General features: G+C 72.0%; 12 protein-coding genes. 4 read left to right on the top strand and 8 right to left on the bottom strand.

Annotated elements, in window-relative coordinates; all coding sequences use genetic code 11:
- Nucleotides 1–25 precede the first annotated feature (25 nt).
- The 3 genes from ACIA77_RS13625 (at nt 26) to ACIA77_RS13615 (ending at nt 4,033) form a co-directional block, all read left to right on the top strand.
- A complete protein-coding gene (locus ACIA77_RS13625) occupies nt 26–2,086 on the top strand; it encodes an APC family permease (RefSeq protein WP_395886149.1) in 2,061 nt (686 codons plus the stop codon).
- Entirely contained in the window at nt 2,083–3,273 is a 1,191-nt protein-coding gene (locus ACIA77_RS13620) for a class I SAM-dependent RNA methyltransferase (RefSeq protein WP_395886148.1), read from the top strand. Before ACIA77_RS13625 ends, ACIA77_RS13620 begins: the two co-directional genes overlap by 4 nt.
- A 196-nt stretch (nt 3,274–3,469) precedes the next feature.
- Nucleotides 3,470–4,033 (top strand): TIGR03086 family metal-binding protein, encoded by a 564-nt coding sequence (locus ACIA77_RS13615; protein WP_395886147.1) that lies wholly within the window; start codon nt 3,470–3,472, stop codon nt 4,031–4,033.
- Nucleotides 4,034–4,046: 13 nt separating this feature from the next.
- Here ACIA77_RS13615 and ACIA77_RS13610 read toward each other — a convergent pair whose 3' ends face one another.
- The 5 genes from ACIA77_RS13610 to ACIA77_RS13590 all read right to left on the bottom strand — a co-directional run bounded on the left by ACIA77_RS13610 (nt 4,047) and on the right by ACIA77_RS13590 (nt 10,217).
- Nucleotides 4,047–5,054, bottom strand: coding sequence for an ABC transporter substrate-binding protein (locus ACIA77_RS13610; protein ID WP_395886146.1), 1,008 nt, complete (start codon nt 5,052–5,054; stop codon nt 4,047–4,049).
- A gap of 40 nt (nt 5,055–5,094) precedes the next feature.
- On the bottom strand, nt 5,095–5,520 hold the full coding sequence (locus ACIA77_RS13605) for a hypothetical protein (protein ID WP_395886145.1): 426 nt from the start codon (nt 5,518–5,520) through the stop codon (nt 5,095–5,097).
- A gap of 82 nt (nt 5,521–5,602) precedes the next feature.
- Nucleotides 5,603–7,150, bottom strand: a complete 1,548-nt coding sequence (locus tag ACIA77_RS13600) for a GMC family oxidoreductase (RefSeq protein WP_395886144.1) — start codon at nt 7,148–7,150, stop codon at nt 5,603–5,605.
- On the bottom strand, nt 7,147–8,682 hold the full coding sequence (locus tag ACIA77_RS13595) for an APC family permease (RefSeq protein WP_395886143.1): 1,536 nt from the start codon (nt 8,680–8,682) through the stop codon (nt 7,147–7,149). Before ACIA77_RS13595 ends, ACIA77_RS13600 begins: the two co-directional genes overlap by 4 nt.
- 65 nt (nt 8,683–8,747) lie before the next feature.
- Nucleotides 8,748–10,217: an aldehyde dehydrogenase family protein gene (locus ACIA77_RS13590; RefSeq protein WP_395886141.1), complete on the bottom strand. Its 1,470-nt coding sequence runs from the start codon at nt 10,215–10,217 to the stop codon at nt 8,748–8,750.
- Nucleotides 10,218–10,424: 207 nt separating this feature from the next.
- On the opposite strand from ACIA77_RS13590, the gene dxs reads away from it, so the two are divergent.
- A complete protein-coding gene (gene dxs, locus ACIA77_RS13585) occupies nt 10,425–12,344 on the top strand; it encodes a 1-deoxy-D-xylulose-5-phosphate synthase (protein WP_395886140.1) in 1,920 nt (639 codons plus the stop codon).
- A gap of 236 nt (nt 12,345–12,580) precedes the next feature.
- Here the strand turns inward: dxs and ACIA77_RS13580 are convergent, their stop codons facing one another.
- From ACIA77_RS13580 to speB, 3 genes are read right to left on the bottom strand one after another with little or no spacing between them, the layout of a single operon-like run.
- Nucleotides 12,581–13,978 (bottom strand): aminobutyraldehyde dehydrogenase, encoded by a 1,398-nt coding sequence (locus tag ACIA77_RS13580; protein ID WP_395886139.1) that lies wholly within the window; start codon nt 13,976–13,978, stop codon nt 12,581–12,583.
- Entirely contained in the window at nt 13,975–15,612 is a 1,638-nt protein-coding gene (locus tag ACIA77_RS13575; RefSeq protein ID WP_395886138.1) for a thiamine pyrophosphate-binding protein, read from the bottom strand. Before ACIA77_RS13575 ends, ACIA77_RS13580 begins: the two co-directional genes overlap by 4 nt.
- On the bottom strand, nt 15,609–16,553 hold the full coding sequence (gene speB / locus ACIA77_RS13570; protein ID WP_395886215.1) for an agmatinase: 945 nt from the start codon (nt 16,551–16,553) through the stop codon (nt 15,609–15,611). Before speB ends, ACIA77_RS13575 begins: the two co-directional genes overlap by 4 nt.
- Nucleotides 16,554–16,560: the final 7 nt, after the last annotated feature.

The following is a 16,560-nucleotide window of genomic DNA, read 5'->3' as shown; positions in this document are numbered from 1 at the left end:
TTCGCTCCGCTGTAGATTCGTCAGGGTGTCGAAGTTCCCGACCGTGCTGAAGCGACTGGTCCTCGGACGTCCGTTCCGCAGCGACAGCCTGGCCCACACGCTGCTGCCCAAGCGCATCGCGCTGCCGATCTTCGCCTCCGACGCGCTCTCGAGCGTCGCGTACGCGCCGGAGGAGATCTTCCTGACCCTCAGCTTCGCGGGCCTGTCCGCGTACGCGTTCGCGCCGTGGATCGGGGTGGCCGTGGCGGTGGTCATGCTCACGGTCGTCGCGTCGTACCGGCAGAACGTGCACGCGTATCCGAGCGGTGGTGGTGACTACGAGGTCGCCACCACCAACCTCGGCGGCAAGTTCGGGCTCACGGTGGCGAGCGCCCTGCTCGTGGACTACGTGCTCACCGTCGCGGTGTCCACGTCGTCCGGGGTGGCCAACATCGGATCCGCCATCCCGTGGGTCGCGGATCACAAGGTGCTCACCGCCGTGGTGATCGTCGCCGTGCTCACCGCGCTGAACCTCCGCGGCGTCCGCGAATCGGGCAAAGCGTTCGCGATCCCCACGTACGGGTTCATCGTGGGCATTCTGGTCATGGTCGTCTGGGGTCTGATCGAGGCCGCGACGGGCACGACCATGCGCGCGGAGAGCGCGGACTTCCAGCTGCACTCCGAGGGCACGTGGACCGGGTTCGCGTTCGTCTTCCTCATCCTGCGGTCGTTCTCGTCCGGCGCCGCGGCGCTCACCGGGGTCGAGGCGATCAGCAACGGTGTCCCGGCGTTCCGGAAGCCGAAGTCCAAGAACGCGGCCACCACGCTGCTGATGATGGGCGTGCTCGCGGTCACGATGCTCATCGGCATCATCACGCTCGCCGTGATCACCAAGGTGAACTTCGCCGACAACCCGGCCGAGCAGCTCCAAGGCGCGCCGCCGGGGTACCAGCAGAAGACGATCGTGGCGCAGATCGCCCACGCCGTGTTCGCGGACTTCCCGCCGGCGTTCTACTACATCTCGTTCTCCACCGGCATCATCCTGCTGCTGGCGGCCAACACCGCGTTCAACGGTTTCCCGGTGCTCGGCTCGATCCTCGCGCAGGACCGCTTCCTGCCGCGCCAGCTGCACACGCGCGGCGACCGGCTGGCGTTCTCCAACGGCATCCTGTTCCTCGCGATCTTCGCGCTCGTGCTGATCATCGCGTTCGACGCGGAGGTCACGCGGCTGATCCAGCTCTACATCGTGGGCGTGTTCGTGTCGTTCACGGTGAGCCAGGCGGGCATGATCCGGCACTGGAACCGCCTGCTGGCCAAGGAAACCGACGGTTCGAAGCGGCGCCGGATGCGGCGCTCGCAGACGGTGAACGCGATCGGCCTCACGATGACCGGCACCGTGCTGGTGATCGTGCTCATCACCAAGTTCCTGCTGGGCGCCTGGATCGCGATCGCGGCGATGGTGGCGATCTTCGCGCTGATGACCGCGATCCGGAAGCACTACGACCGCGTGGCCGAGGAGCTGAAGGAGCTCGGCGACACCCCGACCGTGCTGCCTTCGCGCAACCACGCGATCGTGCTCGTGTCCAAACTGCACCGGCCGACGCTGCGCGCGCTGGCTTACGCCAAGGCGATGCGGCCCGACGTGCTCGAGGCCATCACGGTGAACGTCGACGACTCCGACACCCGGCGGCTCACCCACGAGTGGGAAGCGCACAAGTTCAAGGTGCCGCTGAAGGTCGTCGAATCGCCCTACCGCGAGATCACCAAGCCGGTGCTGGACTACGTGAAGCGCGTGCGCGGCGACAACCCGCGAAACGTGGTCACGGTCTTCATCCCCGAGTACGTGGTGGGCCACTGGTGGGAACAGGTGCTGCACAACCAGAGTGCGTTGCGGCTCAAGGGAAGGCTGCTGTTCCAGCCCGGGGTCATCGTCGCGAGCGTGCCGTGGCAGCTGGAGTCGTCGGCGAAGGCGGCCGAGCGCGAGCGGCGGGCACGGCCGGCGGCCGGTGACGTCCGGCGCGGCTTCGGGGCCGCGGGTGCCGGCGTGCCGGTGAAGCCCGCCAAGCCCGCCGAGGAGCCGAAACCGGCCAAGGAGCCGGCTGAATGACGGAGAGCTGGCTCGGCCGCACGCTCGAGCTCGAGATCGGGCCCGTAGCGCACGGCGGGCACTGCGTGTCCCGTGTGGACGGACGCGTGGTGTTCGTGCGCCACGGGTTACCGGGCGAGCGCGTGCGAGCCGAGGTGACCGAGGACAAGGGCGGGTCGTTCTGCCGCGCCGACGCGGTGGAGGTCCTGTCGGCGTCGGAGCACCGCGTCACGCCGCCGTGCCCGCTCGCGGTGCCGGGCGGCTGCGGCGGGTGCGACTGGCAGCACGCCGACCCCGAGTACCAGCGGTCGCTCAAGGCTTCCGTCGTGGCCGAGCAGCTGCGGCGGCTCGCGGGGATCGAGCGGGACGTCGTGGTGGAACCGCTCGACGGCGGGCCGCTCGGCTGGCGCAGCCGCGTGCGGCTCGTTGCCGGACGTGACGGCCGCGCCGGGCTGCGTCAGCACCACAGCCATCGCGTCGTGCCGCTGGACGACTGCCCGATCGCGGTGCCGGGGATGCTCGACGTCGCGCTGGCGAAGCGCTGGCGCCCGGGCGCCGAGCTCGAGGTGACCAGCGACGGCGACGGGCACACGCACCTGCGGGAGCTGACGACCGTCCACGGGCGCGCGCGGTCGCGCGACCTGTCGGGCGGGGTCGCGGTGCAGCACGCGGCGGGCCGCGACTGGCACCTCGACGCGCACGGGTTCTGGCAGGTGCACCCCTTCGCGGCGGAGACCTTCGCACAGCTGGTGGGGGAGTGGGCCGAGGCGCCGCGCGGCGGCGTGGCGTGGGATCTCTACGCCGGGGTCGGGTTGTTCGCGTCGGTGCTGGCCGGGCAGGTCGGCCCGGACGGGCACGTGTTCGCCGTGGAGTCGGGCCGCCGGGCGGTGTCCGACGGGCAGCGCAACCTCGCGGACCTGTCCTGGGTTTCGTGGCGCACGGGCCGGGTGGAGCACGTGCTCCAGGGTGCGCCGAAGCCCGTCGACGTGGTGGTGCTGGACCCGCCGCGCAAGGGCGCCGGGCGGGAAGTCGTGGACGCGATCGCGGCGGGGGAGCCGGACCGGATCGTGTACGTGGCTTGTGATCCGGCAGCGCTCGCGCGGGATCTGGCGACGTTCGCCGAGCACGGCTACTCGCTGACGGACCTCCGGGCGTTCGACGCGTTTCCCATGACGCACCACGTGGAGTGCGTGGCGCTCCTGCAGTAATTCGGCCCCGCCTTCGGCGGGGCGGGCGAGATCGCTTTTGAGCCGGCTTCCGGATGCGGCGGTCGGATCGGCCCGGGGGCCGATCGCACCGCCCCATCCGGAAGCCGGCGCGATCTCGCGTCGTGGTGAGGTTGGCGCCGGCTGCCGCAGTGACGTCGGGTGCGAAATTGTCGGTGGTGCGCGTCACACTGACGGCATGGCTCTGCTCGACGATTTCGACCGCGCCGCGGTGGCGGTCCAGCACGTGGTTTCGGCGGTGCGCGACGACCAGTGGGCGTTGCCGACGGCGTGTTCGGAGTGGGACGTGCGCGCGGTCGTGAACCACCTCGCGCACGGCAACGCCCGCACGGCGGAGTGGGCCGGGTCCGGTCCGCCCGCCCCACCCGGTGACTACCTCGGCGCGGATCCCGCGACGGCGTTCGCCGCTTCGGTCTCGCGGGTGCGGGCGGTGCTGGCGGCGCCGGATCTGGCGGGGCGGCTGGTGGTGACGCCGCTCGGCGAGGTGCCGGGGTCGATGCTCGTGCACCTGCGGCTCAACGAGTTCCTCGCCCACGGCTGGGACGTCGCCGATGCGACCGGGCAGCCGACGGACCTCGAGCCGGAGCTGGCGGCGCAGGCGCTGGAGTCGTGGCGGGCGCGGTTCGGCGACCGGGAACGGACGCCGGGCGGACCGTTCGGCCCGCCGCGACCGGCTCCGCGGGGCGCGGCGGCGGCGGACCGGCTCGCGGCGTTCCTGGGGCGGGTGCCGGTGCGAGCGTGAGGTTCCCGCCGGCTCAGGCCTTGAGGGCGCCGGAGAGCTGGGGCACCACTTCGCGCAGGCCGTAGGGCACGCTCAGCGCCGACGGGAACGCCAGCGCGATCGCCGTGGTCAGGTCGAGCGCGAGGTAGGAGCCGCGGCGCACGGCGGGCAGGTGCTGGAACAACGGCTGCGCCTCGGTCTGGGCCCGGCTGCCGGGCGTGGTGTAGGTGAGGACGAGGACGTCCGCGTCGATGAGGTCGAGCCGTTCCGGGCTGATCTGGGAGCGGCCCGGGATGGAGGTCTGCGGCAGCGAGGTCACCTTCGGCGACAGCACGAGCCCGAGCTGCGCGAAGAACACGGCGGACGCGTCGGTGACGCTGCTGATCGTGGTGATGGTGCCGTCGCCGGTCACGGGACCGATGGTGAACGTGCGGCCCGCGAACGCGGGGTTGGCGGCCTTCGCGGCCTTGATCTGGGCTTCGACGTCGGCGACGAGGCGGTCGGCCTCGGGGGAGCGGCCGAGCGCGGTGCCGGCGCGGCGGGTGGTGACCTGCCAGGTGTCCTTGTTGTAGCCGTCGGCCGAGGACACCGTGGGCGCGATCGCGCTCAAAGTCTTGTAGTCCTGCGCGAGCGTCGGCCGGTCGGTGCCCAGGATGAGGTCGGGCTTGAGCGCGGCGATGCGCTCGAAGGGCAGCTGCGCGTCGGCGAACAGCTCCGGCGGGTGGGCCCCCGCCTCGGCCGTCAGCCACGGTGACCGGCCGCCGGGCAGGAACTTGCCCAGGTCCGGCGTGATCAGCGGGACGACGCCGAGCGCGACGGCCGCGTCGGCGTCGCGGTACTGCCCCACGGACACCACGCGCCGCGGCGGCCGCGGGATCGTCGCGGTGCCCTCGACGCCCTTCACCTCGACCGGGAAACCCGGCGCGGACACACCCCCGGCGTCCGCCGAACCGCCGCTCGAACACGCCGCGAAGGCCAGCCCCGCCGACGCCCCCGCCGCGGCTTTGAGGACACCGCGCCGCCCCACCAGGCCAGAAGTCATGGGCGGATATTAGGTAAGCATTGCCTATGTTGGCAACGCCTCAGGTTCGCTTGACGGCGAACCCGGCGGCCAGCCCGGTCACCGTGAGCAGCACCCCGACGCCGAGCAGCAGCCACGCACCGAGCCCCGGAGCGATCGCCGCGGCCGGGAAGAGGTCGGCCAGGCCCGGCAGCGTCCGCGCCAGGTACCGCACGGCGATCCCGACCACGATCAGCCCCGGCAGCGTCGCGAACGCCAGCACCTCGTCGCTGTGGCGCTTCAGCGCCACCCACCCCAGCGCGACGGCCGCCGCGAGCGCCGCCGCGCACACCAGGCGCAGCGCCAGGCTCAGGTCCGGGCTCGGCACCCCGTCGGGGAACTTCGCGGTCGTGTACCGCACCGCGGGCAGCACCAGGGCCGCCCCGCCGGCCACCGAAGCGGCCAGCACCACAACCGCCCGCGTCCTCCGCAGCGCCCCACCGCCCACGACACCTCCCGCGACCCAGGGGCCCCGAGCCTACCGGCGGCGTTACCGGTTCCACCGCCTCCGGACGGCCGCATGTGGCCGGTCAGCCGCGGTCTTCCTTCACCAGGTCCACGCACTTCTCGCCGATCGCCATCGTCGTGATGCACGGGTTGACGGTCACCAGGTAGGGCATCACCGACGCGTCGGCCACGCGCAGCCCGGACACCCCGCGCACGCGCAGCCGGGCGTCGAGGACCGCCGCGGGGTCGCCGTGCGGGCCCATGCGGGCCGTGCAGGCCGGGTGGTAGACGGTGTTGTGGGTCTTGCGCAGGTAGTCCGCGATCTCGTCGTCGGAGACGCAGTCGCGGCCCGGGGCGAGTTCGACGCCGGCCCATTCGTCCAGGGCCGGTTGGGCGGCGATGTCGCGGGCCAGCCGCACGCCGGCCGTCATGACGCGCATGTCGTGCTCGTCGGTGAAGTAGCGGGGATCCACGCGGGGTTTGTCGCGGAAGTCGCGGGTGCGCAAGCGGACCGTGCCGCGCGAGCGGCTGCGCGTGACGTTCGGCGTGAGGCAGAAGCCGTTCTCGGTAGTGGGGTAGCCGTGGCGCAGCGTGTTCAGGTCGAAGGGCACCGAGCCGTAGTGGAACATCAGGTCGGGGCGGTCCAGGCCGTCCTCGGTGGTCGTGAACACGCCGATCTCCCACCACTGCGTGGACTCCGCGACCATCGGCTGCAGCGCGTCCCACATGACCAGGCCCTCGGGGTGGTCCTCCAGGTTCGAGCCGACGCCCGGCGAGTCCACCAGCACGTCCACGCCGACCTCGCGCAGGTGCTCCGCCGGCCCGATGCCCGACAGCATCAGCAGTTTCGGCGTGTCGATCGCGCCCGAGCTGACGATCACCTCGCGCCGCGCGGTCACCGTCGAGTGGTGGATGAGGTCCGGGGCCTGCAGTTCGACGCCGGTGCAGCGGCGGCCGTCGAACAGCAGCCGCTTGGCCCGGGCGCCGGTGCGCACCTCCAGGTTCGGCCTCGAGTCCATGATCGGGTGCAGGTACGACACCGAAGCCGACGACCGGACCCCGTCCTCGCGCGCGTTGATCTGGAACCAGTTCGCCCCGTGCGTCACCGTCTTGCCGGAGTTGAACTCGGTCGTCGGGATACCCGCCTGTTCGCACGCCGCCAGCAGCGCGACGCCCGCGGGGTCCTTCGGCGGCACCGACCGGATCGTCACGGGACCCGAGCGACCGTGGTGCTCACCGGGGCCGTCGTTGGTCTCGAGCCGTTGGTACAGCGGGAAAACGTCCGCGGCCGACCAGCCCGGCAGGCCCAGCGCGGCCCAGTCGTCGAGGTCCTCGGCCGGTGCCCAGAACGCGATGCACGAATTGTGCGACGAACACCCGCCCAGCACCCGGGCGCGCGCCTGGCGCAGGTACGAGTTGCCGGCTTCCTGCGGCTCCACCAGGTAGTCCCAGTCGTAGCCGGATTCCAGCAGTGCCATCCACTTCGTCAGTTCGAGCACGGCCGGGTCGTCCACATCGGACGGTCCGGCCTCCAGCAGGCACACGGTGACGCTCGGGTCCTCCGAGAGCCGAGCCGCCACCACCGAACCCGCCGTGCCGCCGCCGACCACGACGTAGTCGAACTCGTTCACCGGGAATCCTCCTCATCAGCAACGGAAAGCGGCGCCGCGGCGTGGTCGGCCAGCACCCCGATGCGGTGGCGCTGCACGAACCAGTAGTAGGCGAACCCGCCGGCCGCGAAGACGCCGACGAAGAGCACCGAACTCCACCGCAGGTACCAGTGGAACGGCGGGGACGCGTTGTAGATCTCCGTGCGGGGCCAGGCGAGGTTCACGGTCATCGCGAGGCCCCACAGCACGGCCAGCACGTTCACCGGCAGCCCCCAGCGCCCCAGCGAGAACCGCCCGGGCGGGCGGTCCTCGCGCGGCCAGCCGCCCCGCAGCCGCTTGACCAGCATCGGCACCGTGACCAGCAGGTACGCGAGGTAGATCAGGATGATCGCCAGGCTCGTGACGGCCGAGAAGATCTGGGTCGAGTTGATGTTCACCAGCAGCAGCGCGACCGCGAGCACGCCGATCACGATCGCGGGCAGCACCGGCGTCCCCGACTTCTTGCTCACCTTCGCGAGCTTCGAACCGCCGGGCAGCGCGTTGTCCCGCGCCATGGCGAACGCGATGCGGATCGCCGCGGTGTGCACGGCCAGCACGCACACCGTGATCGCCACGAACACCACGAACAGGAAGATCCGCCCGATCGCCGGCCCCAGCGCGTCGGTCAGCACGTACTGCAGGCCGATCGTGCCGAGCTCCGGCGCGCGGATGTTCCCGACGGCCATGAGCGCGAACAGGATGATCAACCCGCCGAGCACGAACGACGCCACCAGCGCGCGCAGGATCGCCTTCGGTGCGTTGCGGTGCGGGTCCACGGATTCTTCGCCGAGCGACGCCGCGGTGTCGAACCCGTACATGACGTACGAAGATGCGATGGCCGCGATCAGGAACGCGCCGAGGTAACCGCCCGCGTGGCCCGCGCCCGTGCCGTTGGTCTCGGTGACCACACCGGGGCCGCGCACGAAGTGCAACGCCAGGAAGAGCACCAGCAGCACCGCGAAGAGCAGTTCGACGAACACGCCCGTGCTGTTGATCCGCGCCATCAGCTTCACCCCGAACGCGTTGACCAGCGTGGTGAACACGATCAGGCAAGTCGCGAGCAGCACGCCGTTGGCCGCGTCGCTGGAGCCCGAGCCGTCGCCGAGGAACTGGAAGAACGACGTGATCTGCGGCAGCGTCCGCTGGTAGGCCAGTGCCGTCGCGGAGATCGACACGATCGAGGCCAGCAGCATCATCCACCCCGCGAGCCACGCGACGTGGGAGTTGCCGAGCTTCTTCGCCCAGTTGTAGACCGACCCGGCCACCGGGTACTGCGCGGCCAGCTCCGCGAAGCTCAGCGCCACCATCAGCTGGCCGCCGAACACCATCGGCCACGACCACCAGTACGCCGGTCCGCCTTCGGAAAGGCCCAGGTAGGAGAGCTGGAAGACCCCCGTGAGCACCGAGATGTAGCTGATCCCCGCCGCGAAGGTGTGGAAGCTGCCCAGCGTTCTCTTGAGCTGGTTGGTGTAGCCGAACTCGCTCAGCTCGTGGTCGCTGGTGTCGGTGCTCACGGGCACTGGTCCTTTCGGTGGTTCTCGATCGGACTAGGGCTGGGGGCGGGGCCCGACCGGCGGGGTCAGCCGGCGAACCACTTCTGCGGGCCGGGCCGCAGGTTCTGGTAGATGTGCTTGGCCTCCGTGTACTCGGCGAGCCCCGTCGGGCCGAGCTCGCGGCCGAAGCCGGATTGCTTGTACCCGCCCCACTCGGCCTGCGGCAGGTACGGGTGGTAGTCGTTGATCCACACGGTGCCGTGGCGCAACCGGCCGGCCACGCGCTGCGCCTTGGCCGCGTCGTTGGTGAACACGCCGCCGGCCAGCCCGTAGGACGTGTCGTTCGCGATGCGCACGGCGTCGTCCTCGTCGGTGAAGGTCTCGACCGTCAGCACCGGTCCGAACGACTCCTCGACCACGGCGTTGCTGCCCTGGCGCACGTCGTCGAGGATCGTCGGCAGGTAGTAGAAACCCGACTGCAGCCGGGGGTCGTCGGGCCGCTCGCCGCCGGTGCGCAGCACGGCGCCCTCTTCGAGGGCCTTGGCGACGTAGCGCCCCACCTTCTCGCGGTGGGCGGCGGAGATGAGGGGCCCGGTCTCGGCGTGCTCGTCGAACGGCCCGCCGAGGCGGATCCGCTCGGCGCGGCGCACCAGCTCGGCGACGAACTCGTCGTGCCACTCGCGCTGCACGATGAGCCGCGCGCCGGCGGAGCAGACCTGCCCGGAGTGCAGGAACACCGCCGTGAGCGCGTAGTCCACGGCCGTTTCGAAGTCGGCGTCGGCGAACACCACGTTGGGGTTCTTGCCGCCGAGCTCCAGTGCCACCTTTTTCACCGTCGCGGCGGCGGTGGCGGCGATGATCCGGCCCGTGGCGAGGCCGCCGGTGAAGGACACCAGGTCCACGTCCGGGTGCTCCGACAGCGGCGCGCCGGCCTCCGGGCCGGCGCCGAGCACCAGGTTGGCGACGCCGCCGGGCAGGCCGGCCTCGGTCAGCAGCTTCATGAGCATGATCGACGTGTGGGGCGTCAGCTCGCTCGGCTTGAGCACGAACGTGTTGCCCGCGGCCAGTGCGGGCGCGACCTTCCAGCTGGTCTGGAGCAGGGGGTAGTTCCACGGCGTGATGAGACCGCACACCCCCACCGGCTCGTGCACGATCCGGCTGAACGCATCGGCGCTGCCGGAGTCGACCACGCGGCCGGCGTCGTGGGCCGCGAGCTTGCCGAAGTAGCGCAGGCAGGCGGCGACGTCGGCCATGTCGTAGCGGCTCTCCACCAGGCGTTTGCCGGTGTCGAGCGATTCGGCGCGGGCGAACGCCTCGGCGTCGCGGTCGAGCAGGTCGGCCGCGCGCAGCAGCAGGTCACCGCGCTCCGCGGCGGGGGTCGCGGGCCAGGGCCCGGTGTCGAACGCGCTCCGCGCCGCGGCGATCGCGGCCTCGGTGTCCTCGCGCGTGGCCTCGGCCACCTCGGCGACCGGCGACCCGTCGGCCGGGCACCGGATCTCGCGCCGGCCACCCGCCTTCGCGTCCACCCATTCGCCGCCGATGAACAGGTCCGCCATGAGGTCCTCTCGATCTTGATCCGGTTCGGATTATCGTGGCCACTCGCGGTAGCCGCGACTCGGCCGGAGCCCATGGTCACACCCGGCAGGGGGAAGTGCGGCGGGTGCTCCGTGTGATCCGGGACGCGGGTGCCGCAGCCGTGGTGGCGCCGGTCCGTAGACTGGCCGGATCTGGCGGGAGCGAAGGGAACCAGGCGAGGTGGAGCTGTGACGATGCTGGACTCCGTGCACGGACCGGCGGACCTGAAGCGCATGAGCGTCGAGGACCTCGACGAGCTGGCCGCCGAGATCAGGGACTTCCTCGTCGAGAAGGTGCGGCGTTCGGGTGGCCACCTGGGGCCGAACCTGGGTGTCGTCGAGCTCACGCTCGCGCTGCACCGGGTGTTCGACTCACCACGCGACGCGATCGTGTGGGACGTGGGGCACCAGGCTTATGTCCACAAGATCGTGACGGGCCGTCACGGTGACTTCGACAAGCTGCGCCAGCTCGGCGGCCCGACGGGGTACCCGTCACGCGCCGAGAGCGAGCACGACCTGGTGGAGAACAGCCACGCGTCCACCGCGCTGTCCTATGTGGACGGCCTGGCGAAGGCGTTCGAGCTGTCCGGCGGGGCCCCGCGCCACGCCGTGGCGGTCGTCGGCGACGGCGCGCTGACCGGCGGCATGTGCTGGGAGGCGCTCAACAACATCGCGGCGAACAAGGACCGCCCGGTCGTGATCGTCATCAACGACAACGGCCGTTCCTACTCGCCGACCATCGGTGGCCTCGCCGACCACCTCGCGTCGCTGCGCCTGCAGCCGGGTTACGAGCGCCTGCTCGACGGCGGTCGCGAGATCCTGCGCAACACGCCGGTGGTGGGCAAGCCCATCTACGCCGCGCTGCACGCCGCGAAGGCCGGCATCAAGGACGCGCTGAGCCCGCAGGTCATGTTCTCCGACCTCGGCCTGAAGTACCTCGGCCCGGTCGACGGCCACGACCTCGTCGCGCTGGAGAAGGCGCTGCACAGCGCCCGCTCGTTCGGCGGCGCGGTGATCGTGCACGTCGTCACCGAGAAGGGCCACGGCTACGCGCCCGCGGTGAACCACCAGGCCGACCAGATGCACCAGACCGACCCGATCGACCCCGAGACCGGGCTGCCGCCGGTCAAGGGCCCGAGCTGGACCGGCGTGTTCGGCGACGAGCTCGTGAAGATCGGCGGCGAGCGAGAAGACGTAGTGGCCATTACGGCGGCGATGCTGCGGTCCACCGGGCTGGAGAAGTTCGCCGAGAAGTTCCCGGACCGCTGGTTCGACGTCGGCATCGCCGAGCAGCACGCCGTGACGTCGGCGGCCGGCCTCGCGATGGGCGGCTGCCACCCGGTGGTGGCGGTCTACTCCACGTTCCTCAACCGCGCGTTCGACCAGGTCCTGATGGACGTCGCGCTGCACCGCCAGCCCGTGACGTTCGTGCTCGACCGCGCCGGCATCACCGGTCCCGACGGGCCGAGCCACCACGGCATGTGGGACCTCTCGCTGCTCGGCATGGTGCCCGGCATGCGGGTGGCCGCGCCGCGCGACCCGGGCACGCTGCGCGAGGAGCTGCGCGAGGCCGTCGCCGTGGCCGACGGCCCGACCGCGCTGCGGTTCTCGAAGGGCTCGGTCGGCCCCGACGTGCCGGCCCTCGAGCGCCTCGGCACGGTCGACGTGCTGCGCCGCCCGCGCGACACCTGCACGCCCGACGTGCTGCTGGTGGCCGTGGGCTCGTTCGGCAAGCTGGCCCTCGCGGTCGCCGACCGCTTGGCCGACCAGGGCATCGGCGTGACCGTCGTCGACCCGCGCTGGGTCGTCCCGGTGCCCGCCGAGCTGGTGGCCCTCGCGGAGCAGCACCGCCTCGTCGTGACCGTCGAGGACAGCGGCCGCCACGGCGGCTTCGGCTCCGCCCTCGCGGCCCTCCTGCGCGACGCCGACTGCGACGTCCCGCTGCGCGACCTGGCCGTCCCGCAGACCTTCCACGAGCACGGCACGCGCGACCAGGTCCTCGACCGCGTCGGCCTCACCGCCCAGAACGTCGCGCGGCGCATCACGGAGTGGGCGTCGGGCCGCCTGGGCTCGGCGCAGGACGTACCGGCGGAGAACCCGCGGGGCTGAACCCCGGCAGAGCGAACCGGACGGCGGGTTTCCTCGAGGGAGACCCGCCGTTCGTCGTCTCCTGCCTGCTTGCTCGGCTGGTTCGTGCGACGACGGTGGTTCGTGGTGTGGCCGAGGCCGGAAATAAGGAGCGCACGGACGTCCTCGGCGGCTTTCCACACGGTAGGCCAGTTGGAAGTGTTGCTCCGGAATGCTCTTGGACCGTTGCCCGCAAGATCTTCTCGCTCATCGGCACCTCATCCGAAGCGAGTCATGACGTGCTTGACGCGGGTGTACTCAGCGAACGCGTACGCCGAGAGGTCTTTCCCGTGACCCGAGTGGCCGAACCCGCCGTGGGGCATCTCGGCGGTCAGCGGGCCGTGGGTGTTCACCCACACGCAGCCGAAGTCGAGGTCGCGTGACACCCGCGCCACGCGGGCGACGTCGCGCGTCCAGACCGACGACGCGAGCCCGTACGGCACGCCGTTGGCCAGCTCGATCGCCTGCTCTTCGGAAGTGAAGGCCTGCACGGTGAGCACCGGCGCGAAGACTTCTTCCTGCACCAGTTCGTCGTCCTGGTGCAGACCGGTGACGACGGTGGGGGAGAGCTGGAACCCCGGCCCGGGCGCGGTTCCGCCCGTCTCGACGCGTGCGTGCGCGGGCAGCCGCGCCAGCAGGCCCAGCACGCGGTCGAGCTGCGCCCGGCTGTTCAGCGGCCCGTAGTCCACCCCGGGTCGCTGCGCGGCGGCGGCCTTCGTCAGCTCGGTGACGAATTCGTCGTGTACGTCCGCGTGGACGAGCACGCGGCTGCCCGCAGTGCAGTCCTGGCCGGCGTTGTAACAGGCCGCGCCGACGATGCGGGCCGCGGTGTCAGCGATGTCGACGTCGGGGAACACGAGCAGGGGAGCGTTGCCGCCCAGCTCGAGGTGGGTGCGTTTCAGGTCGGCCGCCGCGACCGTGGCCACGTCGATCCCGGCGCGCGTGGAACCGGTGATGGACACCAGGTCCGTGAGCGGGTGGCGCACGAGCGCGCGGCCGGTCTCGCGGTCGCCGCAGAGCACGGTGAAGACGCCGGCGGGGAAGAACTCCGCGGCCACCCGCGCGAGCAGTACCGCGGTCGACGGCGTGGTCTCGGCGGGTTTGAGCACCACCGTGTTGCCCGCGGCGAGCGCCGGCGCGATCTTCCACACGGCCATCATGAGCGGGTAGTTCCACGGCGCGATCTGGGCGCACACGCCCACCGGCTCGCGGCGGATCACCGAAGTGTGCCCGTCGAGGTACTCACCCGCCGCCGTGCCCTCCAGTTGCCGCGCGGCGCCGGCGAAGAACCGCAGCGCGCTCACGCACTCGGGGATCTCCTCGGCCAGCACGACGTCGCGGATCTTGCCGGTCTCGCGCACCTCGGCGCCGGCGAACTCCTCCGCGCGGGTTTCGAGGGCGTCGGCCAGCCTCAGCAGCGCGCCCTGGCGTTCGGCCGGGGTGCTGCGCCGCCACGTGCGGAACGCCCGCGCGGCGGCGGTCATCGCTTTGTCGACTTCGGACTGTCCGGAGAGGACGCTCGTGCCGAACGCCTCGCCGGTCGCCGGGTCGGTGAGGGTGAGCGAGCCGCCCGCGTCGGCCGGGGAGCCGTCGACGAAGTTCAGGACGTGGGTCACCGCTTCTCCAGGTGGGTCGGGGCGAACATCCTCAGCACGGTGGGCAGCACGACCACCGACGGACCCGGCGTGCGCAGCGCCTTCGCCAGCTCCGCGCCCACGGAGTCCTCGGTGGCCGGCACGGCCGGGACACCGAACGACTCCGCCAGCGCCACGAAGTCGGGCCGCGCCAGTTCGGTGGCCGTGGTCTCGCCGAACGCGCCGGTGAGGTATTCGCGCAGGATGCCGTATCCGCCGTCGTCGACGATGAGCCACGTGACGTCGAGGCCGTGCTGCTTCGCGGTCGCGAGTTCGGCCAGGCCGTACATCGCGCCGCCGTCACCGGAGACGGCCAGCGCCGGGACGCCCGCGGCGGCCGCGCCGAGGGCACCGGGCAGACCGTAACCGAGGCCGCCGGCACCCTGCGCGGTGTGGCTCGGCGCGCCGTCCGGGCGCCACGCCGACCACGCCCAGTACGCCGCGATCGTCATGTCCCAGAACGTCTGCGCGCCGCCGGGCAGCGCGGCGCGGACGTCGTCGACGAGCTTGCGCTCCGCGCTCAGGTCCTGCTCGGCCAGCCGGGTTTCGACGCGGCCGAGCAGCTCGGCCACCGCCGCTTCGGCGCGCCCGTCGGCGGCGCGCGCGGGAACCTCCAGGGCTCGCAGGAACAGCCGCACGTCGGCGTGGATGCCGAGCGCGGGGTAGTTCGACTCGAGCTTCCCGAGGTCGGCTTCGACCTGGATCACGCGGCCGCGCGGCGCGAATTCGCGGTAGTTGCTCGACAGCTCGCCGAGCCCGGAGCCGAGCACCAGCAGCACGTCGGCGCCGGCCAGGAACTCCGTGGTGTGCCAATCCTCCAGCCACGACCGCGCGGACAGCTCGTGGTCCCAGCCGAACACGCCCTTGCCGCCGAAGGTCGACACCACGGGTGCGCGCAGCGCTTCCGCGAGTGCGCGCAGCTCGTTGTGGGCGCCGGCCCGCAGCGCGCCACCACCGGCGAGGATCACCGGTTTCCGCGCTGCCGCAAGGAGTTTCGCCGCCTCGGCCACCAGCTCCGGCAACGGTTCGGGCGGTGCCGGCGAGGCGGGGACAACGCTCAGCGGCGGCAGCGTGGCCGGCGCGAGCAGCACGTCCTGCGGGATCTCGACCCACACCGGCCCGTACGGCGCCGTCGCCGCGACCGTCCACGCTTCGCGCAGCGCCGCCGGGATCTGGCTCACGGTGCGGACCACGTGCACGGACTTCACCACGTCGCGGAAACTCGCCTGCTGGTCGGGCAGCTCGTGCAGGTAGCCGTGGCGTCCGCCGCCGAGCCCGGCGACGGGGATCTGGCTCGAAATCCCCAGCACCGGCACCGAAGCCGCGCGCGACTCCTGCAGCGAGGCGAGCGTCAGCAGCGCACCCGGGCCGGTCGACACGACCATCGGCGTGACCGGCACCGGACCGTCGGGAGCCGCGGCGAGCCGGGCCCGCGCGAAGCCGTCGGCGGCGAACGCGAGGTTGTTCTCGACCCGCGAGCTCACCACGCGCACGTCGTCGGCGCGGCGCAACGCCTCGAACAGGCCCAGCGCGTGCTGGCCGGGCAGGCCGAACACCGTGTCCGCGCCGAGCGCCCGCAGCGTCTCGACGACGACGTCGCCCCCGATCCGACTCATTCCGGTTTCCCGAGCGCCAGGAGGCTCACCAGGTCGTAGGCCACGTGCGACGCGGCGATGGCGGTGATCTCGGCGTGGTCGTAGGCGGGCGCGAGCTCGACGACGTCGGCGCCAACCAGGTGCAGATCGCGCAGCCCGCGCAGGATTTCCAGCAGTTCGCGGCTCGTCAGGCCGCCGGCCTCGGGCGTGCCGGTGCCCGGGGCGTGCGCGGGGTCGAGCACGTCGATGTCCACCGAGATGTACAGGGGCCGGTCGCCGATGCGCCGGCGCAGCGCGCCGACGGTCTCGTCGATCCCGCGGCGCAGCACGTCGCCGGAGGTGACGATGCCGAAGCCGAGCCGGCGGTCCTCCTCGAGGTCGCGCTTGCCGTAGAGCGGACCGCGCGTGCCGACGTGGGAAAGCGCGCTGGTGTCGAGGATGCCTTCCTCGGCGGCGCGCCGGAACGGCGTGCCGTGCGTGTAGGGCTCGCCGAAGTAGGTGTCCCACGTGTCCAGGTGCGCGTCGAAGTGCAGCAGCGCCACGGGACCGTGCTTCTTCGCCGCCGCGCGCAGCAGCGGCAGCGCGATCGTGTGGTCGCCGCCGACCGTCACGAGCCGCGTGCCGCCGGCGGTGAGGGCTTCGGCGTCCTGCTGCACCTTTTCGATGGCTTCGCCGATGTGGAACGGGTTCACGGCGATGTCGCCCGCGTCCACCACCTGCCGCTCGGCGAACGGCGACACGTCCAGCGCCGGGTGGTACGGCCGCAGCAGCCGGCTGGCCTCGCGCACCGCCGCGGGACCGAAGCGCGCGCCCGGCCGGTAGGACACGCCGGAGTCGAACGGCACACCGACCACGGCGACGTCGGCGTGCGCCACTTCGTCGAGCCGCGGCAGCCGCGCGAACGTCGCGAAGCCGGCGAAGCGCGGGACGCGCGACGAGTCGAGCGGGCCGATCGGGGGCAGGTCACTC

The sequence above is a fragment of the Amycolatopsis sp. NPDC051903 genome (genome assembly GCF_044452505.1).
Lineage (GTDB): Bacteria > Actinomycetota > Actinomycetes > Mycobacteriales > Pseudonocardiaceae > Amycolatopsis.
This window is presented reverse-complemented; position numbering and strand designations above follow the sequence as displayed.

Coding starts and splice junctions, on each gene's coding strand:
- ACIA77_RS13610 (WP_395886146.1), bottom strand. CDS start 5,054: ATGACTTCTGGCCTGGTGGGGCGGCGCGGTGTCCTCAAAGCCGCGGCG.
- ACIA77_RS13575 (WP_395886138.1), bottom strand. CDS start 15,612: ATGAGTCGGATCGGGGGCGACGTCGTCGTCGAGACGCTGCGGGCGCTC.
- ACIA77_RS13615 (WP_395886147.1), top strand. CDS start 3,470: ATGGCTCTGCTCGACGATTTCGACCGCGCCGCGGTGGCGGTCCAGCAC.
- ACIA77_RS13590 (WP_395886141.1), bottom strand. CDS start 10,217: ATGGCGGACCTGTTCATCGGCGGCGAATGGGTGGACGCGAAGGCGGGT.
- ACIA77_RS13620 (WP_395886148.1), top strand. CDS start 2,083: ATGACGGAGAGCTGGCTCGGCCGCACGCTCGAGCTCGAGATCGGGCCC.